24 protein-coding genes, 4 tRNA genes and 1 pseudogene are annotated in these 26,597 nt (G+C 69.3%); 14 read left to right on the top strand and 15 right to left on the bottom strand.

What is annotated here, in order from left to right; translation table 11 throughout:
* Positions 1-914, top strand: a 914-nt coding sequence (locus C1J01_RS24955) for an NAD-dependent epimerase/dehydratase family protein (protein WP_220040082.1), incomplete at its 5' end; no start/stop codon positions are given.
* Positions 911-1,840, top strand: coding sequence for an RNA polymerase sigma-70 factor (locus C1J01_RS24950; protein ID WP_111181398.1), 930 nt, complete (start codon positions 911-913; stop codon positions 1,838-1,840). The genes C1J01_RS24955 and C1J01_RS24950, both read left to right, overlap by 4 nt.
* 10 nt (positions 1,841-1,850) lie before the next feature.
* On the opposite strand, the gene C1J01_RS24945 is transcribed toward C1J01_RS24950, so the two are convergent.
* Genes C1J01_RS24945 through C1J01_RS24930 form a run of 4 tightly spaced genes read right to left on the bottom strand, consistent with a single transcriptional unit; the run spans position 1,851 to position 5,471 of the window.
* Positions 1,851-2,498: a response regulator transcription factor gene (locus tag C1J01_RS24945; RefSeq protein WP_111181397.1), complete on the bottom strand. Its 648-nt coding sequence runs from the start codon at positions 2,496-2,498 to the stop codon at positions 1,851-1,853.
* Positions 2,495-3,760 (bottom strand): sensor histidine kinase, encoded by a 1,266-nt coding sequence (locus C1J01_RS24940; protein WP_235854652.1) that lies wholly within the window; start codon positions 3,758-3,760, stop codon positions 2,495-2,497. The genes C1J01_RS24945 and C1J01_RS24940 overlap by 4 nt, the downstream gene beginning before the upstream one ends.
* Positions 3,761-3,783: 23 nt before the next feature.
* Positions 3,784-4,533, bottom strand: a complete 750-nt coding sequence (locus C1J01_RS24935) for an ABC transporter permease (protein WP_111181396.1) — start codon at positions 4,531-4,533, stop codon at positions 3,784-3,786.
* A gap of 23 nt (positions 4,534-4,556) precedes the next feature.
* Positions 4,557-5,471 carry an ABC transporter ATP-binding protein gene (locus C1J01_RS24930; RefSeq protein WP_111181395.1) on the bottom strand — a complete coding sequence of 305 codons (915 nt, stop codon included), beginning with the start codon at positions 5,469-5,471 and terminating at the stop codon, positions 4,557-4,559.
* A gap of 255 nt (positions 5,472-5,726) precedes the next feature.
* On the opposite strand from C1J01_RS24930, the gene C1J01_RS24925 reads away from it, so the two are divergent.
* The 3 genes from C1J01_RS24925 to C1J01_RS24915 all read left to right on the top strand — a co-directional run bounded on the left by C1J01_RS24925 (position 5,727) and on the right by C1J01_RS24915 (position 8,456).
* The gene (locus tag C1J01_RS24925) at positions 5,727-7,013 is read left to right on the top strand and encodes an acetamidase/formamidase family protein (protein ID WP_111181394.1); all 1,287 of its coding nucleotides are present in this window, start codon (positions 5,727-5,729) and stop codon (positions 7,011-7,013) included.
* Positions 7,014-7,135: 122 nt separating this feature from the next.
* Positions 7,136-7,852 carry a UMP kinase gene (gene pyrH / locus C1J01_RS24920; RefSeq protein ID WP_220040081.1) on the top strand — a complete coding sequence of 239 codons (717 nt, stop codon included), beginning with the start codon at positions 7,136-7,138 and terminating at the stop codon, positions 7,850-7,852.
* 85 nt (positions 7,853-7,937) lie between these two features.
* Complete coding sequence (locus tag C1J01_RS24915) at positions 7,938-8,456, top strand: hypothetical protein (RefSeq protein WP_146615713.1); 519 nt, start codon at positions 7,938-7,940, stop codon at positions 8,454-8,456.
* Positions 8,457-8,487: 31 nt separating this feature from the next.
* On the opposite strand, the gene C1J01_RS24910 is transcribed toward C1J01_RS24915, so the two are convergent.
* The gene (locus C1J01_RS24910) at positions 8,488-9,420 is read right to left on the bottom strand and encodes a serine hydrolase (protein ID WP_181448946.1); all 933 of its coding nucleotides are present in this window, start codon (positions 9,418-9,420) and stop codon (positions 8,488-8,490) included.
* Positions 9,421-9,705: 285 nt separating this feature from the next.
* On the opposite strand from C1J01_RS24910, the gene C1J01_RS24905 reads away from it, so the two are divergent.
* The 3 genes from C1J01_RS24905 (at position 9,706) to C1J01_RS24895 (ending at position 12,506) form a co-directional block, all read left to right on the top strand.
* On the top strand, positions 9,706-10,569 hold the full coding sequence (locus C1J01_RS24905; RefSeq protein ID WP_111181390.1) for an LLM class flavin-dependent oxidoreductase: 864 nt from the start codon (positions 9,706-9,708) through the stop codon (positions 10,567-10,569).
* A gap of 371 nt (positions 10,570-10,940) precedes the next feature.
* Positions 10,941-12,056: an NAD(P)-dependent alcohol dehydrogenase gene (locus C1J01_RS24900; RefSeq protein ID WP_220040080.1), complete on the top strand. Its 1,116-nt coding sequence runs from the start codon at positions 10,941-10,943 to the stop codon at positions 12,054-12,056.
* Between the two features lie 33 nt (positions 12,057-12,089).
* Positions 12,090-12,506, top strand: a complete 417-nt coding sequence (locus C1J01_RS24895; RefSeq protein ID WP_111181389.1) for a nuclear transport factor 2 family protein — start codon at positions 12,090-12,092, stop codon at positions 12,504-12,506.
* 5 nt (positions 12,507-12,511) lie between these two features.
* Here the strand turns inward: C1J01_RS24895 and C1J01_RS24890 are convergent, their stop codons facing one another.
* The 3 genes from C1J01_RS24890 to C1J01_RS24880 all read right to left on the bottom strand — a co-directional run bounded on the left by C1J01_RS24890 (position 12,512) and on the right by C1J01_RS24880 (position 17,747).
* Positions 12,512-14,308: a helix-turn-helix domain-containing protein gene (locus C1J01_RS24890; protein ID WP_146615712.1), complete on the bottom strand. Its 1,797-nt coding sequence runs from the start codon at positions 14,306-14,308 to the stop codon at positions 12,512-12,514.
* A gap of 80 nt (positions 14,309-14,388) precedes the next feature.
* A complete protein-coding gene (locus tag C1J01_RS24885) occupies positions 14,389-14,892 on the bottom strand; it encodes an ATP-binding protein (protein ID WP_111181387.1) in 504 nt (167 codons plus the stop codon).
* Positions 14,893-15,755: 863 nt separating this feature from the next.
* Complete coding sequence (locus C1J01_RS24880; protein WP_111181386.1) at positions 15,756-17,747, bottom strand: PQQ-binding-like beta-propeller repeat protein; 1,992 nt, start codon at positions 17,745-17,747, stop codon at positions 15,756-15,758.
* Between the two features lie 338 nt (positions 17,748-18,085).
* Here C1J01_RS24880 and gdhA point away from each other — a divergent pair.
* Together gdhA and C1J01_RS24870 are read left to right on the top strand one after the other, a co-directional pair.
* A pseudogene (gene gdhA / locus C1J01_RS24875) lies at positions 18,086-19,430 on the top strand (NADP-specific glutamate dehydrogenase).
* A 283-nt stretch (positions 19,431-19,713) separates the two neighbouring features.
* Entirely contained in the window at positions 19,714-20,208 is a 495-nt protein-coding gene (locus C1J01_RS24870; protein ID WP_111181385.1) for a hypothetical protein, read from the top strand.
* A 223-nt stretch (positions 20,209-20,431) separates the two neighbouring features.
* Here C1J01_RS24870 and C1J01_RS24865 read toward each other — a convergent pair whose 3' ends face one another.
* From C1J01_RS24865 to C1J01_RS24840, 6 genes are all read right to left on the bottom strand, one after another.
* Positions 20,432-20,839 (bottom strand): PIN domain-containing protein, encoded by a 408-nt coding sequence (locus C1J01_RS24865; protein ID WP_111181384.1) that lies wholly within the window; start codon positions 20,837-20,839, stop codon positions 20,432-20,434.
* Positions 20,824-21,075 (bottom strand): type II toxin-antitoxin system Phd/YefM family antitoxin, encoded by a 252-nt coding sequence (locus C1J01_RS24860; protein ID WP_220040079.1) that lies wholly within the window; start codon positions 21,073-21,075, stop codon positions 20,824-20,826. The genes C1J01_RS24865 and C1J01_RS24860 overlap by 16 nt, the downstream gene beginning before the upstream one ends.
* A gap of 129 nt (positions 21,076-21,204) precedes the next feature.
* Positions 21,205-21,281, bottom strand: a tRNA-Phe gene (locus tag C1J01_RS24855).
* Positions 21,282-21,286: 5 nt separating this feature from the next.
* Positions 21,287-21,361 (bottom strand) — tRNA-Asp (locus C1J01_RS24850).
* 90 nt (positions 21,362-21,451) lie between these two features.
* Positions 21,452-21,524 (bottom strand) — tRNA-Glu (locus C1J01_RS24845).
* Positions 21,525-23,084 (bottom strand): metallophosphoesterase family protein, encoded by a 1,560-nt coding sequence (locus tag C1J01_RS24840; protein ID WP_111181382.1) that lies wholly within the window; start codon positions 23,082-23,084, stop codon positions 21,525-21,527.
* 33 nt (positions 23,085-23,117) lie between these two features.
* Between C1J01_RS24840 and C1J01_RS24835 the strand changes: the two genes are divergently transcribed.
* Together C1J01_RS24835 and C1J01_RS24830 are read left to right on the top strand one after the other, a co-directional pair.
* Positions 23,118-23,468, top strand: coding sequence for a metallopeptidase family protein (locus C1J01_RS24835; protein WP_438943131.1), 351 nt, complete (start codon positions 23,118-23,120; stop codon positions 23,466-23,468).
* A gap of 110 nt (positions 23,469-23,578) precedes the next feature.
* Entirely contained in the window at positions 23,579-24,859 is a 1,281-nt protein-coding gene (locus C1J01_RS24830; protein WP_235854651.1) for an MFS transporter, read from the top strand.
* Here C1J01_RS24830 and C1J01_RS24825 read toward each other — a convergent pair whose 3' ends face one another.
* The gene (locus tag C1J01_RS24825; RefSeq protein WP_111181380.1) at positions 24,860-25,147 is read right to left on the bottom strand and encodes a PspC domain-containing protein; all 288 of its coding nucleotides are present in this window, start codon (positions 25,145-25,147) and stop codon (positions 24,860-24,862) included.
* A 91-nt stretch (positions 25,148-25,238) separates the two neighbouring features.
* Between C1J01_RS24825 and C1J01_RS24820 the strand changes: the two genes are divergently transcribed.
* Together C1J01_RS24820 and C1J01_RS24815 are read left to right on the top strand one after the other, a co-directional pair.
* Positions 25,239-26,393, top strand: a complete 1,155-nt coding sequence (locus C1J01_RS24820) for an acyl-CoA dehydrogenase family protein (protein WP_111181379.1) — start codon at positions 25,239-25,241, stop codon at positions 26,391-26,393.
* A 49-nt stretch (positions 26,394-26,442) separates the two neighbouring features.
* Positions 26,443-26,518 (top strand) — tRNA-Lys (locus C1J01_RS24815).
* Positions 26,519-26,597: the final 79 nt, after the last annotated feature.

Genomic DNA, 26,597 nt, shown 5'->3' with positions numbered 1-26,597 from the left:
GGACGGGGGTCGTGGGGCGGCGGCTGGTGCCGCAGCTCGTGGCCCGGGGCCATCAGGTGACGGCGACGACGAGAGGGCCGGGCAGGCTTGACCTGCTGGAGCGGCTCGGCGCCGAGGCGGTCGTCATGGACGGGCTCGACGCGGTGTCGGTCGGCGAGGCGGTGGCCGCCGCCCGGCCCGACGCGATCGTGCACCAGATGACCGCCATCTCCCCGGCCAACGCCGGCGGACGACCCGACTTCAAGCACATGGACCGGTGGTTCGCCATGACCAACCGGCTGCGCACCGAGGGGACGGACCACCTGCTGGCCGCGGCCGAGGCGACCGGCGTCTCCATCTTCGTCGCGCAGAGCTACGCCAACTGGAACGGAATCCGCGAAGGCGGATGGGTGAAGACCGAGGAGGACCCGCTCGACACGCACGCGGGCACATCGCAGTACTCGGTGTCCGCGGCCCTGCGCCACCTCGAGGAAGCGGTCGTCCAGGCGGGCGGCGCGGTCCTGCGGTTCGGCGGGCTCTACGGCCCCGGCGCCACCGACGACCAGGCGGAGCTCGTGCGCAGGCGCAAGTTCCCGCTCGTCGGGGACGGCGCCGGATACGCCTCGTGGCTGCATCTCGACGACGCGGCGAGCGCCACCGTCCTGGCCGTGGAGCTGGGGGCGAAGGGCGTGTTCAACATCGTCGACGACGAGCCTGCCCCGGCCCGCGAATGGCTGCCGTACCTGGCCGGGGTCGTGGGCGGCAAGCCGCCGATGCGGGTCCCGAAATGGCTGGCCCGGATGGTGGCCGGGGAGGTGGCGGTGATGATGATGACCGAGGGCCGCGGCTTCTCCAACGCCAAGGCCAAGCGGGAGCTCGGCTGGCGGCCGCGCTACCCCTCGTGGCGGCAGGGTTTCCGGGAAGGACTGGCGTGAGCAGGGCGGAGGAGTTCCAGGAGCTGCGGCCGCTGCTGTTCTCGATCGGCTACCGGATCCTGGGCGACGCGAGCGAGGCCGAGGACGCGGTCCAGGAGACCTGGCTGCGTTACGAGGCCTCGCCGACCCGGCCGGCGTCGGCCAAGGCGTTCCTGTCGGCCACGGTGACCCGCATCTCGATCGACGTGCTGCGCTCGGCCCGTTCCCGCCGGGAGCAGTCCGCCGGGCCGTGGCTGCCCGAACCGCCGCTCACCGACCCGTACGAGGACCCGGAGCGTTCGGCGGAGCTGGCCGACTCGGTGTCGATGGCGGCCCTGCTGCTGCTCGAACGGCTCAGCCCGCTGGAGCGGGCGGTCTTCGTGCTGCGGGAGGTGTTCGCGTTCGGCTTCCCGGAGATCGCCTCGGCGGTGGGACGCTCTGAGGCGGCCTGCCGCCAGCTCGCCGTGCGGGCCCGCCGCCACATGGACGAGGGCCGCCCCCGGTTCGAGGCCGACCGCGAGGCCCGCGAGAGACTCGCCGAACGCTTCTTCGGCGCCTTCCGGGAGGGCGACGTCGACGGCCTGAGAGAGCTCCTCGCCGCCGACGTCCACCTGATCGGCGACGGCGGCGCCGAGGGCCCGCAGTGGAAGCCCTTCTTCGGCGCCGCGAACGTGGCCAGGGTGCTCGCCGCGATCGCGCCGCCGTTCCTGCGGATCGGCGGCGTGGTGGAGCCGTACGAGCTGGACGGCCGGCCGGGCGCGATCTTCCACGACCACGACGGGAAGATCGTCAACACGCTGTCGCTCGACATCCTCGACGGTCGGATCCAGACGATCCGCGCCGTCACCGACCCGGACAGACTCGCCCGTCTGGGCCCGGTGGCCGACGCCCGAGCCGTGATCCGCGCCGCCGGCCGGTCGCGCGCCGACCCCGGCTCCGCCCGATGATTCCGGCCGGTCAGGACGGCTCGGGTGTCTCGGGGGTGAGCAGCCGGCGGTTGAACGCCTCGGCCACGGCGGCGGCGCGGTCGCTCACGCCGAGCTTGGCGTAGATGTTCAGCAGGTGGCTCTTGACCGTGGCCTCGGTGATGAACAGCCGGGCGGCCGCCTCACGGTTGGTGTTGCCGGCCGCCACGAGTTCGAGGACCTCGAGTTCCCGCCGGCTGAGCAGTTGCGGGGCGGGCGTCTTGACCCGGTTCATCAGCTTCGCCGCCACCGACGGGGACAACACGCTCTCGCCCTTGGCGGCGGCCCGCGCGCCTCGCAGCAGCTCCTCCCGGGGAGAGTCCTTGAGCAGATAGCCGGTCGCGCCCGCCTCGATCGCGGGCAGCACGTGGGAGTCGTTGCCGTACGTGGTCAGGACCAGGACGCGCGCGCCGATGCCGAGCCTGGCCAGCTCGGTGATCGCGGCCAGTCCGTCCATCCCCGGCATGCGCAGGTCCATCAGGATCACGTCGGGCCGGAGCTCCCTGGCCAGCCGCACGGCCGCGGCGCCGTCCGCGGCCTCGCCCACCACCTCGAACCCGGGCGCGGAGGCGAACATGCTGCTCAGCCCGTCCCGCACCACGGGATGGTCGTCCACGATCAGCAGCCTGATCGACGTCATGCGTGGCTCCCGGCCGGCAGGGTGGGGATGCAGGCCGAGATCCCGGTGCCGGCGCCGGGCTCCGACTCGATCCGCAGAATCCCGGACAGCCCTTCGATGCGCTGCCGCATGATGGTCAGGCCGAACCCGCCCTCCGTGCCGGACTCGAACCCCGCGGGATCGAAGCCCGCGCCGTCGTCACGCACGTCCAACGCCACCTCGTTCTCCAGGTACGACAGCGTCACTCCGACCCTGGTCGCGTCCGCGTGCTTGGCCACGTTGGCCAGCGCCTCCTGCGCCGTGCGCAACAACGCGAACTCGGCCTCCGGCGGCATCGGCCGTACCGTGCCGGTCGTCGTCACCTGGACGGCGAGCCCGTGCAGCTTCGACCACCGGCCGGTGACGTCGGCGAGCGCGTCGCTCAGGCGCCCGGTCTCCAGCGGCTCGGGCCGCAGGGCGTCGACCGAGCGCCGGGCCTCGGCCAGGCTGTCCCTGGCCAGCCGCTTCACGGCCTCGAACGGCCGCCGCCACTGCGGCGGCGGCTCGTGCATCTGCTCGGCGGCCTGGAGCTGCGTGATGATCCCGGTGAGCCCCTGCGCCAGGGTGTCGTGGATCTCGCGGGCCATCCGCTGGCGTTCGTCGAGGACGCCCGCCTCCCTGGCCTGGGCGAGCAGCTGGGCGTGCAGTCCGGCGTTCTCGGCGAGCGTCGCCTCCAGCATGCGGTTGGCCCGGCTCAGCTCGGCCAGGGCCTGGACGCGCTGCTCCTCCTCCCGCTCCGCCAGATGGAGGAACCAGGCGGTGCCGCACATCATGACGATGTTCGCGACCAGGACGGCCGCGTAGATCGTCAGGCCGACGGCGGTCGTCTTGGTCACGTCGGACGCCTGCGCGCTGCCGGCCACGACCGCGACGACGGCCACGCCCGGCAGCCGCCACGGCCACGGCAGGATGGTGAAGGCGTAGATGTAGGGAGCCGGGGTGAAGAGCCCGAACGCGGGATTCCGCGCCACCAGGACGGCGTTGATCACCACCAGCCCGACGAAGAACACCCCCATGATCCGCGGCCGTTCCCACCAGGCGGGGCGCAACGTGAACATGAAGAGCATCCACGCCGCCGCCAGCCCGCACAGGCCGAGGTCGACGACCATGGACTCGTCCACCGGCTGCACGATCAGCATGAGGACGACGAGGGCGGCCAGCAGGGTGTACGGCACCACGGTCACCAGCACGACGGGCCGCCGCACCTGCGCCCGGATCCAGCGCCATGGAGTCTGCCCGCTCACGTCCCGCTCCCTCCTCGCCGAGTCTATTCCCAGCGGAACCAGCGGACCGCGACGATCGCGCACACCACCGCATACCCCGCCAGGACCACCATGGGCTGGACCGGCGGGACATGGCCCAGGTACGCGTCCTGGAACACCTGCATGCCCGAGCCGAGCGGCGAGTACTGGCTGACGGCCCGCAGCGGCGGGGGCATCTCCGCGATCGGCACCCAGAGCCCCGCGAGGAACATCATCGGGAAGAACAACACGGTGCCGATCGCCATGGCCGCGTTACGCCCGGGCGCCAGCGCGCTGATCAGCAGGCCCATCGCGAGCAGCGCGGTGGCCGAGAGCAGCCAGCCGACGACGAAGCCCGCGGCGTTCCGCGGCGGCTGGACGCCGAAGCCCAGCCCGGCCACCGCGAGGAACAGGACCACCGCGACAAGCGCGACGGCCAGGTTGGCCACGAGCTGGGCGGCGAGCATGCGGGCCGGGCCGACCGGCGTGGTCCGCATGCGCCGCAGCACGCCGGTCTCGCGGTATCCCGCCAGCGTGGCCGGCAGAGCGGTCATGGCCAGGATGGCCAGGTTGAACAGGATCATGACCGGCACGTAGATGTCGAAGGCGGTCAGACCGCCGTAGATCTCACGGGGCTCCCTCAGTGCGGGAACGCTGCCGAGGATGATCAGCACGATCAGCGGGAAGCCGACGCCCCAGACGGGCGCGCTCTTGTCGCGTACGCAGAGCTTGATCTCGGTTCTCATGAGCCGCCACGTCGCGGAGGGCGCGGTCATGGTCCTTTCCTCTCTGTGTGGGGTCACTTCGGGTCCAGACGCTTTCCGGTCAGCTCGACGAACGCGTCCTCCAGGCTCGCCTGCTCGACGCGCAGCCGTTCGGCCACGATCTGGTTGCGTGCCAGGACGGCGGTGACGGCGTTGAGCACGTTGCCGTTGCCCTTGACGACGACCAGCTCGCCCCGGCGGGTGACGCTGGAGACGTCGGGCAGGCTCGTCAGCATGCGGTCGTCCAGCGGCACGGACGGCCGGAACTGGATCCGCTGCTCGCTGCGGGCCCGTTCGGTCAGGCCGGCCGGGGTGTCCACCATGACGACGCGGCCCGCGTCGATCAGCGCCACCCGGTCGCACAACCGCTCGGCCTCCTCCATGAAGTGGGTGACCAGCACGATCGTGACCCCGCGGGCGCGTACGTCCTCGATCAGGCTCCAGGTGTCACGCCGTGCCTGCGGGTCGAGACCCGTGGTGAGCTCGTCGAGGATCGCCGCCCGCGGGTTGCCGACGAGGGCCAGCGCGATCGAGAGCCGCTGCCGCTGACCGCCGGACAGCTTGGCGTAGGCGGTCTTCGCCTTGTCCGCCAGCCCGAGCCCGTCCATCAGCTCGCGCCAGTCGGCCGGCCGCGGATAGAAGGAGCTGTAGAGCTCCAGCGCCTCGGCGACCCGCAGCCGCTCGGGGATCTGCCCGGCCTGCAGCTGAACGCCGAGCCGCCGCGTCACCTCGGCGCGGTCCCGGAGGGGATCCAGCCCGAACACCCTGATCTCGCCCCGGTCCGGCGCCCGCAGACCCTCGACGCACTCCACGGTCGTCGTCTTGCCGGCGCCGTTCGGGCCGAGGATCCCGAGGATCTCGCCCTCCTGAACGGTCAGCGAGACGTCGTCGACCGCGACGTTGTTCCCATAGCGCTTGTGGAGGTTCCGTACCTCGATCACGGGTGGCATGCGCGTCCTTCCGGGCTCGGCGGCTTACTGCGTCCACCCTCGTACGGCGACCCTCGTCCCCACACCACCCACCGGACGGGATCTGCCGTATCACCTGGCGGAATTCCGCGCCCCGCCGATCGACGCCCGCCATCCACCGATCGGTGGAGAGAGCACAGCGGATTTTCCACGATCGTCATGTGGCCGAAACACCGGACGGTCACCGTGAAGCGACCCCGATGATCACTGGAACCCACGCACCCGGCAGCGCCTCGGGTGCCCTTCAGCGATGGGAGCCCGGCTATTTCCACCAACCACTGGAGCTCGGCGAGCCGGCGAAGTCTGCTGGCCGCCGGTCTGGCCGCAACGTTCGGGGCCGGCGTCGCCGCCCCCGCCCACGCGTCGCCCGGCGACAAGGGCGGCCGGCACGGTCCCAAGCCCGCGAAGTGGGACCATCACCTCAGATCCACCCCGGACAACCTGCACTGGGGCGGCTTCCCGATCGGCTGGGAGCCCGGCCTCACCATGCGGTCGGGTCAGACCGTCCGCGTCGACACCCTCTCCCACCAGGGCTTCACCAACCCGGACATCCACCCGCGCGACTACTTCGGCGCCTTCGGGGTCGAGCCGGACGAGATCCTGCCCGACGGGGTGGCGTTCTGGGAGACACTGCCCGAGCGCGTGGCCACCGGCAGGCGGTACGGCGGGCACGTCCTGACGGGCCCCATCTACGTCGAGGGCGCCGAGCCGGGCGACACCATCGTGGTCGACATCCTCGACATCGACACCCGGGTCCCGTACGGCTTCAACAACACCGCTCCGACCGGCGGCGTCATGGCCACGTTCTACCCGGGTTGGCGCGAGGGCGACGAGGGCCTCGACATCCCCGCCGAGATCCCGCCCGGCCTGCCGGCCGGCGTCTGGCCCGACGTCCGCACCCACCTCTACCGCACCGGCATGCACCGCGGTGAGGAGGTGGTGTTCTTCTCCGACGACATCATCATCCCGACCCAGAAGTTCATGGGGATCATCGCGGTCGCCTCGCCGACGGGCGAGTTCATCGGCAACACCGAGGACGAGCCGCCGCCCGCCGGCGGCGTGCAGAACTCGACGCCTCCGGGCAGGTTCGGCGGCAACATGGACGTCCGCGACCTCTGCGTCGGAACGAAGCTCTACCTGCCGGTCTTCCAGCCCGGCGCGCAGATCTTCATCGGCGACCCGCACAGCTGCCAGGGCGACGGCGAGGTCAGCGGCACCGCCGTCGAGCACTCGCTGGCCGGCACGTTCCGCATCACCGTGATCAAGAACGTGGAGACCGAGCTCCCGTGGGCCGAGACCGACGACCACTGGATGATGATGGGCATCCACTGGGACCTCGACCGCGCCATGCGGATCGCCGTCGAGAAGACCGTGGACTTCCTGGTCACCACCCAGGATCTGACCGTCCCGAAGGCCTACTCGTTCGCCTCGATCGCGGTCAACTACCACAACGCCGAGGTCGTCGACCGCACCCAGGTCGTCACCGGCTACATCCCGAAGGACGTCTTCAAGCGCCGCCGCTGACCCCGCGCCGCGCCCCGGCACCCCACGCCGGGGCGTCCCTTCACCACCGCGCCTCGTATCCTTGACCGGGTCGCCGACCGCGCGGCCGCGAAGGGAACGTCGTGCGTCGCTATTCACGTGTCGTGGTCAAGCTGAGCGGCGAGGCGCTCGCCGGAGACGCCGGCTGGGGCACAGACCCCGCCAGCCTGGCCCAGCTGGCGGATGAGATCCTCTCGGTCCACGAGCTCGGCGTCCAGGTCGCGGTCGTCATCGGCGGCGGCAACTACTTCCGGGGCCGGATGGCCGAGGGCTGGGGCATCGGCCGGGCCGAGGCCGACAACATCGGCATGCTCGGCACGGTGATGAACGCCCTGATGATGCGCGGCGTCCTGACCGCACGCTCGACGACGGACGTGCGCGTCATGACCGCGGTGCCCATGCAGAGCGTGGCGGAGCCGTTCATCCGGCTCCGCGCCGACCGGCACCTCCGCCGTGGGCTGATCGTCCTGCTCGCGGGCGGCATCGGCCAGCCGTACGTCACGACGGACTATCCCGCGGTCCAGCGGGCTCTGGAGCTCGACGCGGACGCGCTGCTGGTGGCCAAGCGCGGCGTCGACGGCGTGTACGACAGCGACCCGAACGTCAACCCCGGCGCGAAGCGATACACCGACCTCACCTACCGGGAAGCACTGGCGGCCGGCGTGAAAGTGATGGACGAGAGCGCCTTCGTGCTCGCCAACGAGCAGCGACTTCTCATGCACGTCTTCGATGTGGCGGCGAAGGGCGTGATGAAGGCGATCTGCGAGGGGGAGGACGTGGGCACGCGGATCACCCACGAATCAGCCGCAATAGCGCCTTAACCCGAAAAAACATGAAAATCGCCGGATAAACGCGGGGCCGATCCGGCCATCGCCTCATGTCGATTAGTGCTAGAAATATCCCTCTATGGGGATCTTTCGCCGCCGGAAGTTATCGCGGCACTCCGCGCACTGGGCCAGGATCCAGGCGGTCAGCGCGAAATGGGGCGGCTCCCACGAGGACATGTTCGCGCACGCCCGCAACGCGGTGGCGCTGGCTCCGCCGGGCGATCCGCTCACGGCCATGCTCCCGTTGGCGCATCTGGAGTACCTGCTCGCCGAGGAGTCCCGGCTGGTGCAGGAGAGCACGTTGATGGCCTACATGAAGTTCACCATGGCCTACTTCTCCGAGACGGTGCTCGGCGAGTTGAAGGAGGCCGAGAGCCGCTGGATGACCGGCAAACGGTCACACGTACGAGACCTCGACGCCCACCACCTCTTCGGCGCGATCTTCATCCAGACCAGGGACACCCACGACCTGGCCGCCCGCCATCTCTCCCTGGTGGGCAACCGGGTCGGAGAGGCCGCGCCGTGGGGTTACCCCGGCGACCCGGCCGAGGAGTTCGGCAAGGCCCTGCAGAAGCTCAAGCTCCCGCTCCCTCGGTGAGGCCCCTCCGCCCGGCCGGTCGCGCCTGCGGTCAGCCGGCCGCCGCCGGGTGATCAAGCCTGTCGAGATGGTCGTAGACGGCCAGCCCGATGTTCTGCACGATCGGGTTGCCGATCCGCTGGGCCTCGTCGAAGCCGCTCGTCGTGGTCACCTCGGTGAGCACGACGACGGCGGTCTCGTGCCCGGGGACGAGGAAATAGCCCACGTCGTGGGTGACGTTGCCGGTCTCCCCGGTCTTGTGGGCGATCGGCCTGCCATTCAGCACCGCGCCGAACTTGGTGTCGACCTCCTGGTGCCGCATCCAGTCCACGATCTGCTCGGTTGACTTGCGCGACAGCAGCCGGCCGGAGTACGTCGCCTTGAGCAGCGCCAGCGTGTCCGCGGCGTCGAGCACGTTCGTCGGGGCGCTGATGAGCGCGCCCGGGAACATCTGCCGGTTGAACTTCATCGTCCGCAGCCCGAGATCGTCCAGCAGCGCCTGCACCGTCGGGATGCCGACGTAGTACAGCAGCACGTTCGTGGCGGTGTTGTCGCTGACGACCACCATCCGGCGCGCGAGCTCCCGCACCGTGGTGTCGAACGGCATCGGCTCGTCCTGGATGGTGCCGCTTCCTCCTACCACCATGTACGGCGAGACCGTCACGGGGGCGTCGAGCGAGACGAGGCCGCGGTCGACCTGCCGCATGAGGGTGGCCAGCAGGGAGAGCTTGATGACGCTGGCGGGGTTGTAGGAGGCGGTGGAGCCGAGGATCGTGCTCCGGCCGTTGGGGCGGCTCAGGTCCGCCAGGCCGACCGAGACCCGGACGCCGCGCGCCGCGGCTTCGTCGACGAGCGGCTGGACGACGCCGGCCAGCTGCTTGAGGTCCGTCTTCCGCGGATCGGCGGTCGCCGGGGAGACGAACAGGGCCGCGCAGACCGCGAGGAGGGTGGCGACGATCGCCGCGCGCCGTAGACGCGGGCCCACCCCTCGGTGGCGAACGTCAGTGTGTCTGGACCTGAGCCGCACGGACACCCTCCTTCGGGCATCTGCTTTGACGGAAGCAGAAAACATGGAAGCGACATGACCAAAAAGCCAAGCTCAGACCCTATGATCACGACATTTCAGCATTTTTGCTGACGTGTAAATGACAGGGTCTTTTGAGGCGCCGTACGGGACAAAACCCCGGCGTCTTCTCACCAAGCCGGCCCCGCCAGAGCCCGTGAGCAGCCCACTTCCGAGCACGAGGACGAGCTGCGGGAGTATGCGAAGATGCGCTTTTCGATCAACATCCCGAACTTCGGGGACTTCGCGGACGCCAGGACCGTGGCATCGGTGGCCGTGGCGGCCGAACGTGCGGGCTGGGACGCGTTGTTCGTCTGGGACCATCTCGTGCATCGCAAGCAGGTCCGCCGTACCTTCGGCGATCCGTGGATGTTGCTGACCGCCGCCGCGCTGGCCACCTCGCGGATCCGGCTCGGCACGCTGATCACCCCGGTCGCCCGCCGCCGCCCTCAGCAACTGGCCCGCCAGGTGGCCACCCTCGACGCGCTCAGCGGCGGGAGGGTGATCTTCGGGGCGGGTCTGGGCGCGCCGATCGACGACGAGTTCGGCAGCTTCGGGGAGCCGACCGACCCGGTGGTGATCGCCGAGCGCCTGGACGAGGGGCTGGACCTGCTACGGAGCTACTGGTCGGGCGAGCCGGTGAACCACGAGGGCCGCCACTTCCAGGTGCGTGACGTGACCCTGCTGCCCGCCACGGTGCAGCGCCCCCACCCGCCGGTCTGGATCGCGGGATACTGGCCCCGCCGACGTCCGATGCGCCGGGCCGCCCGCTGGGACGGCGCGGTGCCGCTGTTCGCCTCCGCCACGCACGGCGAGGCCCCGCCCGCGGAGGAGGTCCGCGACCTCACCGCCTTCGTCCACCAGCACCGTGACGCCGGCCGGGACACCCCGTTCGACATCGTCGTCGGCGGGGTGAGCCCCGCCGAGCCCGCCAGGGCACGCGACCTGATCGGCCCCCTGGCCGACGCCGGCGCGACCTGGTGGGACGAACGCCGGCACATCCGCGGCGATGACCTCGACAAGCTCGCCCCGGTCCTCCGCCGCATCGAGCAAGGCCCACCGGCCCTGTAGGCCCTCCTTCAACCTGGGCGCTCTCATCGGCGGGCGCCCACCCGCCATCGGCCCCTGCTCATCGAAACTGTGCTCATCGAAACTGTGCTCATCGAAGCCTGCTCATCGAAAGCGGTGTCACATTCCCCCACCGACCCCGGCGGCACGATGTGCGATTCCCACCTTCCGGCTCCCGTGACGCCCGCCCTAGCCTTGCCGATGAGAGCGCTCCGGACGCTCCGCAGAAACCTTGGCATCACGCTTTCTCCGTTTTTACCGCCATTCACGTTAATTGGGGCACATATCCCCTCATGTACGCACATAAAGCGTCACATGAGCTGGGGCTGCTACCAAAGCTTAATAAATCACCCACTCCTCCGTAAGGAGTCATCATGTCCACCGCGAGCACCACCGTCCCAGGGACGAACCCGACCGCGCTTCCGAGCACGATGCGCGCGGCCCGCCTGCACGGATACGGCCGGCCGCTGGTCCTCGAAGAGGTGCCGGTCCCCGACATCGGCCCCGACGAGGTGCTCGTCAAGGTCGGGGCCGCCGGCATGTGCCGCACCGATGTGCAGCTGGTGGACGGCTACTTCCGCAGCTACGCGCCGTCCACGTTCCCGGTCACGCTGGGCCACGAGATCGCCGGTGAGATCGCCCGGGTCGGGGCGACGGCGCAGAGCGCCGGTCACCGCGAAGGCGATCGGGTGGTCGTCGTGGGCGGGTGGGGCGACGGCACCTGCCGCCACTGCCACCGCGGCGACACCCAGATCTGCCCGCACGGCTCGTGGCCGGGATTCGGCCCTTACGGCGGCTACGCCGAATACGTTCCCGTCCCCTCCGCGTACCTCATCAAGGTGGACACGAAGTACGACATCACGGCCGAGCAACTGGCGCCCCTGACCGACGCGGGCCTGACCCCGTACCGCGGCGTCAAGAAGCTCCGCGACGCCGGCGCCCTCGGGCCCGGCCGCGTCGTGGGCGTGATGGGCGTGGGAGCCCTGGGCACGTACGCCGTGCAGTACGCCAAGCTGCTCGGCGGCGGCGCCACCGTCGTCGCGTTCGGCCGCAACCCCGAAAAGCTCGACCTCGCGAGGAAGCTCGGCGCCGACCACGCCGTCAACATCGGCGGCCGGTCCCTCGACGAGGTCAGGGCAGAACTCCGCGAGGCCACCGGCCAGGACGAGATCGACGCGGGCATCGACTGCGCCGGCGCCGAGGAGCTGATCAAGCTGGGATTCGGGCTGCTCACCATCGCCGGGCACTACGCGTCGGTCGGCCTCGTCGGGGACCGGATCGACATCCCGCTGTTCCCGCTCGTGGCGCGCGAGTACACCTACCACGGGTCGTTCTGGGGCAACTACAACGACCTGAGCGAGGTCGTCGCGCTCGCCGAGCAGGGCAAGGTGCAGCACACCGTCCACCCGATCCGGTTCGAGGACGTGAACGACGCGATCGACCGCATCCGGACCGGCGAGATCGTCGGCCGCGCCGTCATCACGTACTGAGCCACGGGGCCACCCGGCAGAAGGAGCACAGGCATGTCCGACGAAGCCAACCGCAGGACGGTGCGCGCCGCCTTCGAGGCCTGGCAGGACGGAACGGGCGCGATCACCGACCTCTTCGCTCCCGACATGGTGTGGCGGATCGAGGGCCGTTCCGCCGCCGCCAAGGAGTACGGCAGCCGGCAACGGTTCGTCGAGGAGGTCCTCGCGCCGTTCGGAGCCCGGTTCGCGGACGGGGAGCGGTTCCGCCCCGTGCGCATCCGGTCGGTCCACGCGGACGGCGACACCGTGATCGTGGTCTGGGACGGCAGCGGGGTCGCCAATGACGGCGTCCGTTACGACAACACCTATGCCTGGGTGATGAGGCTGCGCGACGGCCAGGTGGTCGACGGCACCGCGTTCTTCGACAGCATCGCGTTCAACGACCTCTGGGAGCGCGTGACGCCGGGCTGACGGCCTCAGATGCGGTCGGCGAGCCACCGCAGCTGCAGCGCCAGGTGCAGCTCCAGAGCCCGGTCGGGCGACTGCCAGTCGTCCCCGAGCAGGGCGGCGACGCGGGCCAGGCGCTTGACCACGGTGTTGGGGTGCACATAGAGCGCGCGGGCCGTGCCGGCCAGGTTGCCGCCCTCGCGGAAGTACGTGTGCACCGTGTCGACGAGCGCCGTTCCGTGGGCGGCGTCGTGCTCGCTCAGTGGCCCGATGGTGGCGTGCAGGAACGTCGCGAGCTCGTCGCTCCGCCCGGGGTCGACGATGATGCCGTAGAGGCCGAGCGCGTGGGCGCTGACCGCGGCGTCGGCCCGCCCGAGCGAGTGCAGCAGAGCCGCGGAGCGCTCCGCCAGGCGCAGCTGGGCATCGGGCGGGACCGACGCTCGCGGCTCGGCCGCGCAGACGATCAACTCGCCGCCCAGCTCGCGCTTCAGGCGCTCGTGGACGAACCGAGCGAGTTCTCCGGCGTCCGTCCCCGGCAGGAACGCTCCCGCGCCCGCGCCGTGCTCGCCGCCGAGGCCGTCCCGTGAGCGCGCGAGTGCCGACATGGCCCACGCCAGGTCGGCCGGACGTCCCGACTCCCTCCGTACGAACACCGCGACGAACGAACCGCCGAGGTCGAACCCGCGCGCCTGCGCCAGCAGGTGCTGATGGTCGCGGAGCGTCCCTCCCGTGGCCAGCTCGCTGAAGAGCCGGCCGTGCACGCGTTCTTCCGCCTCGACGATCGCGCGCTGACGGAACACGAGCAGGCTGAGGATGTGGGCCGTACTCTCCAGGTTGCGCAGGTCCGGAGCGCTGAGCGGCGTCTCCGTCTCCAGCACCAGCGCTCCGAGCCGCGCCCCACCGGCTCCGAGAGCCGTCACGTAGCCGCCGTCCGTCGCGACCGCGTGACCGTTGCGCTGGCTCTCGGCGACCGCCTCCCTCAGCTCCCGCGCGTCGGGCCGCAGCACGCGCACGCCGCCTTCGAACACCGCGGAGATCTCCCGCGTGACCTCCTCGACGTCGGCGCCTTCGAGCACGAGCCGCGTCAGCCGATCATGGAGTTCGGCCGCGCGCCGGATCGTCTCCGCGTCCTCCTCCGCCACGCGCCGCGCGGCGTCCAGCTCGCCGAACAGGCGGGCGTTCTCGAGCGCGACGGCCGCGTGGTCGGCGAAAGCGCCCAGCAGCACGCTCTCCTCCGCGCTCGGGGGACGTTCGAACCGATTGGCCGCGTAGAGGATCCCGACCACCTCGCCACGGATCTTCAACGGCACGCCGAGCACGGAGACGAGCTGGTCCTCGGCCAGCGCGGCGTCCAGCCTCGGGTCGTGCACGATCGTGTCGCTGCCGGCGTAACACCGGATCCACAGCGGGCTGCCGGTCTTCGCTATCTTCGCCGCCATCCCGGTGCCGGGCCGGGTGTGGACCTGCTTGAAGACGGGCGAGGTGAGCCCGACGCTCGCGCGTACCGTGAAACCGCCGTCGTCCTCGCGGACGGCGATGTAGCTGGCGTCGGCGCTGGGCACGAGCTCCTGCGCCCGCTCGGCGATCGACTGCAGGACCTCGTCGATCGCCCGGACCGTGGTCAGCTCGCGGGCCGTGGCGTACAGGCCGCTGAGCTCCCGCTGCCGCCGGCGCAGGTGGGCCAGCACGTTGAACACGTCCATGCCCGCGTCCACGGCGTCGCCCAGGCCCGCCGCCGCCAGGACCTTCTCCACCTCACGAGCGTCCACGGACGTGGCGAGCGCCCGCAGAGCATCAGCGACGGTCACGCCCCCAGAAGTCGCCACACCGTCACCCTAACCCCACCAACCTGCCACGATCTCCCCACATCGGGCCGCTCACCACTCACCGCCCCATCACGAGACGCTCAGTACTCAGCTCCCCATAGCCCCAGCACCCGCTCGGCCGTCTCCTCGACGCTCAGCCCGGTGGTGTCCAGCCACAGATCCACCCCGGTCACCGCCTCCTGCTCCCGATGAAGCAGCTCGAACTCGTCCCAGGTGAGGTGAATCGGCCGCCCCAGCGCACGCGCGCGAGCACGCCCGTACGCCACATGCAGATGCACCACGACAAGACCGTCCAGCGCCCCCCGATACACGGCGAGCGTCTCCTCGTTCACCACATCCGCGATGACGACATCCATCTCCGCCGCGACGAAGTTCTTCGCCAGACTGCCGGCGTTGACCGCACTGAGCCGACGCTGCCGCCGCCCCTCGGCACCCTCCCAGGGCGCGGCCGCCCCCGCGACCACAAGCTGCCGCACATCGTCCACGTCGATGAAGGCACACCGATCCCGCATCCCCGCCAGCCGACGCCCCAAGGTGCTCTTCCCCGCCGCCGGCGGCCCGGACAACACCAGAACCCGCTTCACAACGTCTCCCCCTCGGCTTCAGGGATGCGGCCCCACTCCCCCATCGCCCACTCACGGGTGAGGAAAACCGGCCGACTGAGCACGACGTCCCCCGCCCGAACAATCGATGGCGCGCAATCAAGGGCAGCGGGATGCACGTCACCGACATGGCGGCTGACAGCGCAGGCGTGGTTGCCCCCACCTTCGACCCGTCCAGAAACGTTCTGACGACGCAACGACTGGACCACAACCTGGCTCACCTCCGAGCAACGAAGCTGCCACTGGCCTCAAGCGTGGATTCTGCGGGGCTCCTGCCGAGTGGGACCGGGCTGCTAGGCGTCTTCACCGAAGGAGACCAAAGCCGAATAGTCGAGTTGGGAGACAGCACTCGCTGGCGCGAGGTGGGCCGATTATCTTCCCGAGTCTTCCGCTCAAGTGCCGAACTGCCCGGGAACAGGCCCCAGAACCCCATGTGGATAACGGGTGGCCTCATCTGGTCGGCATCATCGCAAGGCATCGCAGCCTACGACCCTCACGCAGCCAGATTGCGGTCAGCGCCAAGGACGGTCGCGTTCGCGGGCGAATGCCCATCCGAGATGACGCCGGTAATCGCCGGAAACCAACTGCTGCTGTGGGGCGGACGCGGCTGCGACGGCGCCGTTCGCAAGAACGACGCGATAGGGCTGACCGTGCAACTGCCCACGCCCTGATCACCACAGGCCCAACGGTCCCCAACCGGAGAATCCGGCCAAGGCGTGCGGTCAACCTGAGGAAGGCTGGAGTAAGGCCATGGCGGAGGTGTCCCGGACGGGCCGCAGCCTCGCCCGGCCCGGCGGCTCCGGGCCAGGCGAGGCGCATTGATCAAATTTCGGTACAGGCCGGAACTAGTCTTGCGACTCCGGGATCGTCACAGGCGGGCAGCGCGGGTCGAGCCGTACCTTCGCCAGATCCCGGCCGACGATCGTCCAGGCGTCGAAGGAGCCGGGCTCGAACTGCAGCTGCGGATTGGTGTGCCACTCGTCGCCCAGCCCGGTCGCGAGCAGCTTGGCCTCCGATCCGAGCTCGTAGGCGTTGCCGCCGCCGAAATAGGTGGAGGTGAACACCCGGTCCCTGTGGACCTGCAGTTCGCCGTGTCCCGACAGCAAGCCCTGGTGCTTGATGGTCCCGGTGGCGGGGTCCAGGGCGATCCAGGCGCCCAGCACGCGCTTGTACACCGCGTACAGCAGCCCTCCGTGGACCTTGAGGTCCTGGAAGGTGCGGTGGTCCGGAAGCGGATCGAGCTGCCACACCACCTTGCGCTGCTTCAGGTCGAAGGCGGCGATCGAAGCCGTCGTCCTGGTCGGCGGCGTGCCGCCTCCTCCGAGCACGTCGCCGCCGAGGTAGACGATGCCGCGCTCGGCGTCGACGCTCAGGCTCATCAGACTCTGGTCGGGGATGACATTCGGGTAGACGTCCATCTTCCCCGTGTCGGGGTCGAGCACCGTCAGGGCGCCCTGCAGCTTCGCGCCGGTCGGGGCGGAGGCCACCAGGATGGTGTCGGTGACGGGGTCGTGCTCGATGTCCCACGGCCGCGACTGGTCATGCCCGATGTAGCCGAGGCCGCGTACCTCGTCCGTGTGCATGTCGATGGAGATGATCTGGCCGCTCGGATACAGCGCGGCGTAGATCTTGTTCCCCCGCTGCACCATGGCCTTCGGCTCGCCGACCACGCGGATTCTGCGCTCCTTGCCGGTCCGCAGGTCACGCACCTCCACGGCGAAGTGGCCGCCGATGTACAGGGCCCGGTTCGGCACCAGCAGCATGCTCTGGGTCCGCTCGGCGCCGGCCGGGAAGCCCGCGTCGATGAGGTCGACGAACTCGGAGGTCTTGCTCGGCAGGTCCAGCCACCACATGCCGCCGCTGCCGGCGAAGCCGATGAGCCGCTGCCCGTCCAGCTTCAGTGCCCGGGTCTCTTCGCCCGGCGAAGGCGGATCAGCGACCTTGGTCACCGCGTCCTGCCCGGTGCGGTAGCTGTAGACGGCGCCGTCGGGGCGCGAGGTGAGGTAGACCGTGCCGTCGGGGGCCACCTCGAACGCGTCGATGACGCCCACCCCGGCCTCGAACTGCCGCCGGTCCGTGCCGTCCTTGCGCACGTCGATCAGCGTGCTCCCGCTCGCCGCGAGCACCCGGTCGCCATAGAGTGCGACCGTGCCGACGGCCTGGGGTCCCTGGGCCAGCTCCCTGACCGCGCCGCTGACCCGGTCGACGGCCATCAGCTTGGCCTTCTCCAGCAGTCCCACGTAAGCCGTGGTCTCGTCGACGGCGACCGCCCTGGCGTAGTGCTCGCCCTGGACCAGCACACCGTACCTGCGGACTGCGCCCGTCGAGGGGACGTACTCCCAGAGCCGACCGTCGGAGGAGGTGCCGAGGTAGAGGGTGCCGTCCGGCGCGGCGGCCATGCTCCAGACGAAGCCGCCGTTCGCGCCGAAGGAGTGCAGGTGCGCCACCTGGCCCGTGTCCAGGTCGTAGCTGTAGAGGTCGGGTACGGGGTAGGTGCCGATGTACAGCTTGCCGCCGGCGACGGCGGTGGCCCAGCCGCCTTCCGGCTCGCCCGCCTTGGGACCGTCCGGCAGTGTCGCGGTACGCGTCACCTTTCGGGTGGCCAGGTCGATCTCGGCCACGACTGGAGGCTTCGGGCCGCGGGAGACCACGTAAGCGTGCCCCTCGTGGACGGCGGCGCCGACGATCGCGCCGGTGACGGAGGCCGGCCCGTACGTCGTGACGGCCGGGGTGCCGCAGCTCGGTGCGGCCGCCCCCTGTGCGGCCGCCGGTGTCGACAGGGCCGGTATCGATAAGGCGGACAGGACCATGAGCAGCGCAAGACAGGTTCGCGGCACGGCCGCACCTCCAGGATGTTCAAAGCTGCTTGATTTTGGTCCAGACCGTAATGTTACGAGCGTGACACGTCAACGCTGGACGCCCGACGTGCGGCGCTCGGAGGTGGGCCACAGGGGCGTGCGCAACGCGCGCATCGACAAGCCCGAGACGGGATCCACTGAGAACTGGGACTTCCGCAGCCGGTCGCGGTCAAGCCACCGACCAAGACGGCCGAGCCGCTCAACACCCTCGAAGCTCCTGATCGGCGCCCGCCGTGGCGAAACGGGAGGCCACCTCCAGCTCACAACGCTTCGCCACATAAAGTGAGAAGAGCCACTTAGGTGTACTTGGAGCGTACGTGTTGCACGAGAAACTGTCGTTGATCTACGACAACGTCCTGAGCCGCAACCCAGGGGAGATCGAGTTCCACCAGGCGGTGCGCGAGGTGCTTGAGAGCATCGGCCCGGTTCTCGGCAAGCACCCCGAGTACGCCGACTCCAAGATCATCGAACGTATCTGCGAGCCCGAGCGGCAGATCATCTTCCGGGTGCCGTGGATGGACGACCGGGGCGAGGTGCAGATCAACCGCGGCTTCCGGGTGGAGTTCAACAGCGCGCTGGGGCCGTACAAGGGCGGGTTGCGCTTCCACCCGTCGGTCTACCTGGGCATCGTGAAGTTCCTGGGCTTCGAGCAGATCTTCAAGAACGGTCTTACGGGCCTGCCCATCGGCGGCGGCAAGGGCGGATCGGACTTCGACCCGAAGGGCCGCTCCGACCGTGAGGTGATGACCTTCTGCCAGAGCTTCATGACCGAGCTCTACCGGCACATCGGCGAGTACACCGACGTGCCGGCCGGCGACATCGGCGTCGGCGGCCGGGAGATCGGCTATCTGTTCGGCCAGTACAAGCGCATTACGAACCGCTACGAGTCCGGCGTGATCACCGGCAAGGGCCTGGTGTACGGCGGCGCCCAGGTCCGCACGGAGGCCACCGGGTACGGGTGCGCGTTCTTCGTCGAGGACATGCTGAAGGCGCGGGGCACGTCGTTCGACGGCAAGCGGGTCGTGGTGTCCGGCTCCGGCAACGTGGCCGTCTATGCCATCGAGAAGGTCGAGCAGCTCGGCGGCGTGGTCGTGGCCTGCTCCGACTCCTCCGGCTACGTGGTCGACGAGAAGGGCATCGACCTGGACCTCCTCAAGCAGGTCAAGCAGATCGAACGCGCCCGCCTGGACGTCTACGCGGCGCGTCGCGGCGAGCACGCCGTCTTCGTGCCTGGCCGCAGCGTGTGGGAGGTGCCCTGCGAGGTGGCGATGCCGTCCGCCACCCAGAACGAGATCACCGGCCGCGACGCCGCCTTCCTGGTCGACAACGGTTGCATCGCGGTGGGCGAGGGGGCCAACATGCCGACCACGCCTGAAGGCATCAAGGTGTTCCTGGAGGCGCAGGTCGCCTTCGGGCCGGGCAAGGCGGCCAACGCGGGGGGGTGTGGCGACCAGCGCGCTGGAGATGCAGCAGAACGCCAGCCGTGATTCGTGGACGTTCGATTTCTCCGAACGCCGCCTCCAGGAGATCATGCAGGACATCCACGCTCGTTGCCTGCAGACGGCCGACGAGTACGGCATGCCGGGCAACTACGTGGCCGGCGCCAACATCGACGGTTTCCGCCGAGTGGCCGACGCCATGCTGGCCCTGGGCCTGATCTGACCCAGCCGTCCCGCGACCCTGCACCGCAGTCCGGGCCTCGCCCTCTCAGCATCCGGCGCCGAGTCTGCGTCGACACGCCCGGACGCGGCGCCCGCGCCGAAGCTCACCGCCTGCTACGCCCGGGACGGCATGTCGCGGACGCAGCCACCTGCCCTTCGACCTCGACCGCCCGCCCACCACCATTACGTACTAGAGGCAACGAGATCAGTACGGGATAGTGCGTATGGCATAGAGGGGAGGTGACGTTGTCTGTCGCCCCAACGCCGCCGAGTCCGACAGAGTCGTGCCCGACGTCGAGACGTCCACCGAGGTGCCCATGAGCAACCCGCCGAACACCGAGGACGGGCATGACGGTGCGTTCCCATCGACCACCGGCGAGTTCCTGACCCTTTACGCACTGCTCGTACTGGTCTGGACGACCGGATCGTGGGTGTACAAGGCAAGCGACTGGAGTGATCAAGGGTTCTCCGACGCTTCCCCCGGCCAGATCGTCGGCAGCTTAGCCGGTGGAGCGGTCAGCTACTTCGCCATGATCGTCATTCCGGTGGTCGTATGGCGCGCAGGCCGCATGCTCCCTCGTCGCCACTACCTCAGCGTGAGCCTGGGCCTGTTGATCCTCGGCGTTGCATGTCTGGGATTCGGCACTCTCGTAGAGAACGGTGGTCCTGTCACAACCTGGCCTGAGCGGCTCCTGATTGCCCTGATCGTGCAACCGACCTTGTCCGGCGTTCTCGGACTGGGCCACTACGCCCTGCTCATCCGACGGGAGCGCAAGTGATGTTCCTGTCACCAGACACCAAAAGCTCCGAACGATAATCCGTTCGGGGCGCTATTGCTGTTCAAGGCTGGTGGTCAGGGGCAGTGTCGAACTGCCGACCTTCCGCTTTTCAGGTGTGGCGATCAGGCTGATGGGCCGCCTCGACAAGGTGCCGACGGGTGGCCAAGAGTGCCCTAGGTGTGGTCTTGGTGGCCGACGTTGCCGTCAGGGTTGCCGTCGTCGCTCAGCGAGGAACCACCTGTGCGCGGACGCCTGGAAGATCATCGAAGGCGGCCGAGGCGTCCATTGTGATCACTGTTCTCGCAGTGGCCGCGGCCGTCGCTGCGATCAGCAGATCGTACGCTCCCCGAGATTTACCTTCTCGTCGGACATGCGCCATGAGACGAGCATGGACTCTGGCGACGTCCGTTGTGTACTCCTCGACGGGAATCAACGCCAGGACTTCGTCCACGAAGGCCTGCCGATTCGGTCGTCGGGCCGCATCGGCCATCTCCACACCGACGAGCAGTTCGGCCACAGTGATCGCCGCAATGGCCACGTCATCGGCGTCCTCGATCACGGCGTCCACGGATGCCTTGCCTCGCTCGGCGGCGATGAGCACGCCCGTGTCCAGGATCAGGCGTCGGGCCACGTGCCCCTCATCTCGTCGTCGACCGCCTCACGGGCCGCCGCGACATCAGCCTCGAAGTCGGCGTCCAGCCTCCCCGAGCTTCTGGCCAGAAACGCCTTGACCATACGCCCCGGCGCGGTGGGCGCGGGGCCGATCACGGCGATTTGCTTCCCGCCACGGGTCACCACGATCGTCTCCCCGCGCTCGGCCTCGTCGAGGACGGTCGCGAAGCTGCGAGACGCCTCAGTGGCAGTCATCACCTTCATAAAATCAGATTATCTGATCCACTCTTATCTGGATGACCGTCCGCCGCGTTTGTTGCCGTCAGCGGACACAAAAACGCCCCGGAGCGATCTTCGCTACGGGGCATCTTGGCTGTTCAAGGCTGGTGGTCAGGGGCAGGGTCGAACTGCCGACCTTCCGCTTTTCAGGCGGACGCTCGTACCAACTGAGCTACCTGACCCAGAGCGGTCCTGACGGGACTTGAACCCGCGACCTCCACCTTGACAGGGTGGCGAGCACTCCAAACTGCTCTACAGGACCTTGCGTTTCTTGCTGTTTGCGCTCGCTTAGCTTACCAGCTCTTCGGTGGTCTTCGACCATCCGTTTTGCGGGTGCGCTAGGCGCTCGCGGTGCCCCCAACGGGATTCGAACCCGTGCCGCCGCCTTGAAAGGGCGGTGTCCTAGGCCGCTAGACGATGGGGGCTCAGGATTCCCTGTCGCCTTCCGTCGGAGACCTCTGAAGCATAGGGGACGATTGCCCCTGATGCCAAAGCGGCTGACCGGCGGTCGGCGTCGGCGTGCCAGTGACCGGTCCCGTTGGCGACGGGGCGATCGTTGGCTCTGGGGAAATCATACGTTGCGGGTCGGCCTCCACGTGACGGGAGATGTAGACCGACTGCTCGCCCAGCCCGCCCAGCGTGATGTCGTCCCAGGCCTGCAGGCGCCGGGTCTCGCGGTCGAAGTACAGGACGGACGCCTGTACGGGCGTGGGCTGGGCGTGTTCGAGGGCACGCAGGCCGGCGCCGCCCGTGGAGCCCTGGACGAGCATGCGGCTCCCGCTCGGGAGCATGGTCGTCTTCCGCTCGTGGGTGTGTCCGGCGAGGATCATGGGGGCGACCCCGCTGAAGCCCCGTCCGACGTCGGGGTCGTGTACGGCGATGACGTCAGGCTTGCCCGCCTTGCCCAGATGCGCACGGGCGAACCGCGCGAGGACGGACGGGTCAGAGTCGACGGGAACGGATTTGTCCGGCGTGAACCGCGGGTCGCCGAGGCCGTAGATCTTCAGGCCGGCGACGGTCCGGGTCTCGTCGTCGAGGACGATGGCGTTGCGCTGCCGTTCGACCGCCCGCTGGGTGGTCATCGAGTCGTGGTTGCCCCGGACGTACACGTACGGCACCCCGAGACGGCCGATCTCGTCCACGAACTTGTTCTCGGCCCTGGAGCCGTGGTCGGAGATGTCGCCGGTGTCGATGACCATGTCGACGGCGAACTGGTCCTTGAGCGAGCGGATGACGTTCCAGGCGATGGGGTTGATGTGGATGTCGGAGACGTGCAGCACGCGGATGGACTTCGGGTCCGGGTCGTACACCGGCAGGGTCGAGACCGTCTCGTAGAGCTTCGAGACGTTCGTGACGAGTTTGGTGAGCTGCGTCCGGTACGACTCGAACCGCGTGACGATCGACTCGGCGCTGCCCACGAGCGACGGCGCCGCGGCGATCAGGCCCGAGTAGCGCGGCTCCACGAGCGAGTTGGGACGGAACGTCAGGGCCGCCAGCGCTCCCGTCCCGGCAAGCCCCACAGAGGCGGCCAGAAGGCCCAGCAGAGCCACTTTGGGGCGCTTGTAGACCATCAGGACGGCCAGCAGCGCCCCGGCCCCCGCGCACAGCAACGAGCGGACGACGAGCATGCGCACGCCGTCCAGCAGGTCGCCCTCGATCGTGGCGGGCAGGCGGTCGGCCAGCCGCGGGTCCTCCAAGAGGGCGCGGGCGCGTTCCTGATCGATGTTCTCCAGCGTGATGCGCAGCCGCAGCGGCGCGTCATGCGTGTGGAACGTGAGCGTGCCAAGCGGGCTCGCGTCGACCACCGTCTCGCCGTGCCAGGCGGGGCGGAGGGACATGCCCGTCTCGACCGGGCCGACCTCGGCCCGTACGGTGCCGCTGAGGAAGATGCCCAGCCAAGCACCGGCCGCGGCGACGAGGAGCACCGCCAGGACCCTCGCGGCCCGCGACCGAAGGATGGCCTTCGACCTGTGGACGAACTTCATACGGTTTCTTGCCTACCTGACCGACGGGGCAGAATGGCAAGCGTGATCCAGGTATCGCGGGAGAAGTTCGAGGAACTCGTGGCCGAGGCATTGGACACCATTCCCCCTGACCTCACCCGCCTCATGAGCAACGTGGTCGTCACGGTCGTCGATGACCCGCCGGAGCCCAACCTGCTCGGCCTGTACACCGGAGTCCCCCTCACCGAACGCGGCGACTGGTACTCAGCAGTCCTGCCCGACCGCATCGAGATCTACCGCAATGCGATATGTGAGATTTGCGATACGGAAGAGGACGTGATCGAGGAGGTCCGCATCACGGTGGTCCATGAAGTCGGTCACCATTTCGGCATCGACGACGCCCGCCTTCATGAATTGGGCTGGTAACCCTTTGCATTTGGTTGGCTGCTTTGGGTTGCGGTCACCCCTGCCGTTCGGGCACCTTAGGTGACATACCGAACACTCTGAGTCAGGCACAGCGGAGTCCTATGGGGGCCATGCGGGCGCGACGGCCGCCGGGACGGCATCGCCGTGCCGGAACGCCGCGAGTCACATACCGGGAAGTCATCGCCGTCAGGGAGTTCCGGGCCCTCTGGTTCGGCCAGGGCCTGTCGCTCCTCGGCGACCAGCTCGCGCAGGTCGCGCTCGCCGTGCTCGTCTACGACCGCACCGGCTCGCCGCTGGCCACGGCCGCGGTGTACGCGCTGACGTACCTCCCGTCGATCGTCGGCGGGCCGCTGCTCGCGGGGCTGGCCGACCGGTTCGCGCGCCGGGGCGTCATGCTGGCCTGCGACCTGCTGAGGGCCGGGCTGGTGGCGGCGATGGCGGTGCCGGGGTTGCCGTTCTGGGCGCTGTGCGTGCTGGTGTTCTTCGTGGTGCTGCTCAGTGCGCCGTTCTCGGCCGCGCGGGCGGCTCTGCTGCCCGAGATCCTCGACGGCGACGCGTACGTCATGGGCTCGGCCCTGCAGAACATGACGAACCAGGCCGTTCAGATGGTCGGTTTCGCCGCCGGCGGAGCGATGATCGCCGCCATCGGCCCCTACCGGGCGCTCGCCCTCGACGCCGCGACGTTCCTCGGGTCAGCGCTCATCATCGTCTCCGGCGTGCGCCGCCGTCCGGCCCCCGGCCGCGACGGCGCCAAGCCGTCCATGTGGACGATGACCAAGGGCGGGGCCAAGCTGGTGTTCGGTTCCCGCAAGCTGCGCACTTTGGTGCTCTTCGCGTGGCTGTGCGGCTTCTACATCCTGCCGGAGGGCATCGCGGCGCCGTACGCTGACACGTTCTCCGACGAGGCGCTGCCGGTGCCGGTCGTCACCGGGCTGCTCATGGCGGCGATGCCGACCGGGACGGTGATCGGGGCGTTCCTGTTCAGCAGGTTCGTGTCGCCGCCGCGGCGGCTGCAGCTGATGGGGTGGATGGCCATGCTGAGCTGCGCGCCGCTGATCGTGACCGCGCTCCGGCCGCCGCTGGAAGTGGTGCTCGCCGCGTGGGTGCTGTCGGGCATCGGCGGGGCGTACCAGCTCGCCGCGAACGCCGCCTTCGTGCAGTCCGTGCCGGCCGAGCGCCGTGGTCAGGCGTTCGGTCTCGTGCAGTCGGGGCTGATGGCCGTACAGGGGATCGGGATCCTCGTCGGAGGGTTCGCGGCGGAGAGACTCGGCCCTGAGCCGGTGGTCGCGCTGGCGGGGGTCGGCGGGGTGACCTGCGCCGCCGTCCTCACCATGATGTGGACCGAGTCTCGCGACAAGACCGCCCGGGTGCGCGCCCAGGCAGCCGCCTGATCACGGCTGAGGCTTCTGCTCGCCGCTCCAGTCCGCGGTCGACTTGCGCTGCTGCTGCTTGCTGATCACGTCCTGGACGATCGAGGTCTCGTGGTGCTCGTCGGGCATGAGCAGCCAGCCGATCGCGTAGATGCCGACACCCAGCCCCCCGAACAGCGTCAGGATCGCCAGCGCGATCCGCACCATGTTGGCGTCGATCCCGACGAACTCGCCGACACCCGAGCACACGCCCGCGACGATCCGGCCTTTGTCGGTCCTGCGGAGTTTCTTGACCTGGTATTCGCTCATGGCTCAAGACTGCCCTTGGGGCCGGTGTTCGCACATCAGGATTACCCCTGGTAGAACCCTGGTAGTCCCCTATGCGAGGAGAGGATCCGCGATGGACGACCTGCTGCGCCTCGACGACCGGCTCAACGCCGACCAGCGGTTGATCCGCGACACGGTCAGGTCCTTCGTCGCCGACCGTGTCCTGCCGCACGTGGGCGACTGGTTCGAGGAGGCCGTCTTCCCCGCGCGCGAGCTCGCGCCCGCGCTCGGCTCGCTGGGCCTGCTCGGGATGCACCTCGAGGGGTACGGCTGCGCCGGCACCGACGCGACCTCGTACGGCGTGGCCTGCCGCGAGCTCGAGGCGGGCGACTCGGGGTTGCGCTCGTTCGTGTCCGTGCAGGGGTCGCTGGCGATGTTCCCGATCTGGAAGTACGGCTCCGACGAGCAGAAAGAGGAGTGGCTGCCCCGGATGGCGGCCGGCGAGGCGATCGGCTGCTTCGGGCTGACCGAGCCCGACCACGGCTCCGACCCGGCCGGCATGCGCACGTACGCGAAGAAGGACGGATCCGACTGGATCCTCAACGGCTCCAAGATGTGGATCACGAACGGCTCCATCGCCGACGTGGCGGTGGTGTGGGCGCAGACCGACGAGGGCGTGCGCGGCTTCGTCGTGCCGACCACGACGCCGGGCTTCTCCGCCCCTGAGATCCACAAGAAGCTGTCCCTGAGGGCCTCAGTCACCTCGTCCCTCTACTTCGACGACGTACGCCTGCCCGCCTCGGCCGCCCTCCCCGGCGTCGTCGGGCTGCGCGGGCCGCTGTCGTGCCTGTCGGAGGCCCGCTTCGGCATCGTCTGGGGCGTCATGGGCGCCGCCCGCGCCTGCCTGGAGGCGGCCGTCGACTACTCCAAGACACGCGTCCAGTTCGACAAGCCGATCGGCGCGTTCCAGCTCACCCAGGAGAAACTCGCCTGGATGTACGTCGGCCTGGCCCAGTCCCAGCTCACCGCCCTCCACCTCGGAGAGCTCAAGGACGCCGGCACGCTGGAGCCCCGCCAGATCAGCTTCGGCAAGCTGGCCAACGTCCGCGCCGCCCTCGACATCGCCCGCCAGGCCCGTACGATCCTCGGCGGCAACGGGATCACGCTGGAGTACCCTGTGATCAGGCACATGAACAACCTGGAGAGTGTGCTGACGTACGAAGGCACGCAGGAAGTCCATACGCTGGTGCTGGGAGAGGCGCTGACCGGGCTGCCGGCTTACCGGTGAGGGAGGCGTCGCGGGCAGGGCGGTAATCTCTGTACCCTTGCTCGTGCGAGGGGCGTTAGCTCAATTGGCAGAGCTGCGGACTTTTAATCCGTAGGTTCCGGGTTCGAGCCCCGGGCGCCCTACCAGCCAAAACCCCGATCGTCAGCACCGGTCCGACCCCTCGTTGATCGCAGGATCGGACCAATGCTGGACCATCCCGCGAAC

This window comes from Nonomuraea aridisoli, assembly GCF_003236395.1.
Taxonomy (GTDB): domain Bacteria; phylum Actinomycetota; class Actinomycetes; order Streptosporangiales; family Streptosporangiaceae; genus Nonomuraea; species Nonomuraea aridisoli.
The sequence above is the reverse complement of the archived record's forward strand: the minus strand, read 5'-3'. Positions and strand labels throughout refer to the sequence as shown.

Coding starts and splice junctions, on each gene's coding strand:
- C1J01_RS24830 (WP_235854651.1), top strand. CDS start 23,579: ATGCGGGCGCGACGGCCGCCGGGACGGCATCGCCGTGCCGGAACGCCG.
- C1J01_RS24915 (WP_146615713.1), top strand. CDS start 7,938: ATGGGGATCTTTCGCCGCCGGAAGTTATCGCGGCACTCCGCGCACTGG.
- C1J01_RS24945 (WP_111181397.1), bottom strand. CDS start 2,498: ATGACGTCGATCAGGCTGCTGATCGTGGACGACCATCCCGTGGTGCGG.
- C1J01_RS24895 (WP_111181389.1), top strand. CDS start 12,090: ATGTCCGACGAAGCCAACCGCAGGACGGTGCGCGCCGCCTTCGAGGCC.
- C1J01_RS24930 (WP_111181395.1), bottom strand. CDS start 5,471: ATGCCACCCGTGATCGAGGTACGGAACCTCCACAAGCGCTATGGGAAC.
- C1J01_RS24860 (WP_220040079.1), bottom strand. CDS start 21,075: ATGACTGCCACTGAGGCGTCTCGCAGCTTCGCGACCGTCCTCGACGAG.
- C1J01_RS24840 (WP_111181382.1), bottom strand. CDS start 23,084: ATGAAGTTCGTCCACAGGTCGAAGGCCATCCTTCGGTCGCGGGCCGCG.
- C1J01_RS24835 (WP_438943131.1), top strand. CDS start 23,118: ATGGCAAGCGTGATCCAGGTATCGCGGGAGAAGTTCGAGGAACTCGTG.
- C1J01_RS24825 (WP_111181380.1), bottom strand. CDS start 25,147: ATGAGCGAATACCAGGTCAAGAAACTCCGCAGGACCGACAAAGGCCGG.
- C1J01_RS24820 (WP_111181379.1), top strand. CDS start 25,239: ATGGACGACCTGCTGCGCCTCGACGACCGGCTCAACGCCGACCAGCGG.
- C1J01_RS24905 (WP_111181390.1), top strand. CDS start 9,706: ATGCGCTTTTCGATCAACATCCCGAACTTCGGGGACTTCGCGGACGCC.
- C1J01_RS24900 (WP_220040080.1), top strand. CDS start 10,941: ATGTCCACCGCGAGCACCACCGTCCCAGGGACGAACCCGACCGCGCTT.
- C1J01_RS24935 (WP_111181396.1), bottom strand. CDS start 4,533: ATGACCGCGCCCTCCGCGACGTGGCGGCTCATGAGAACCGAGATCAAG.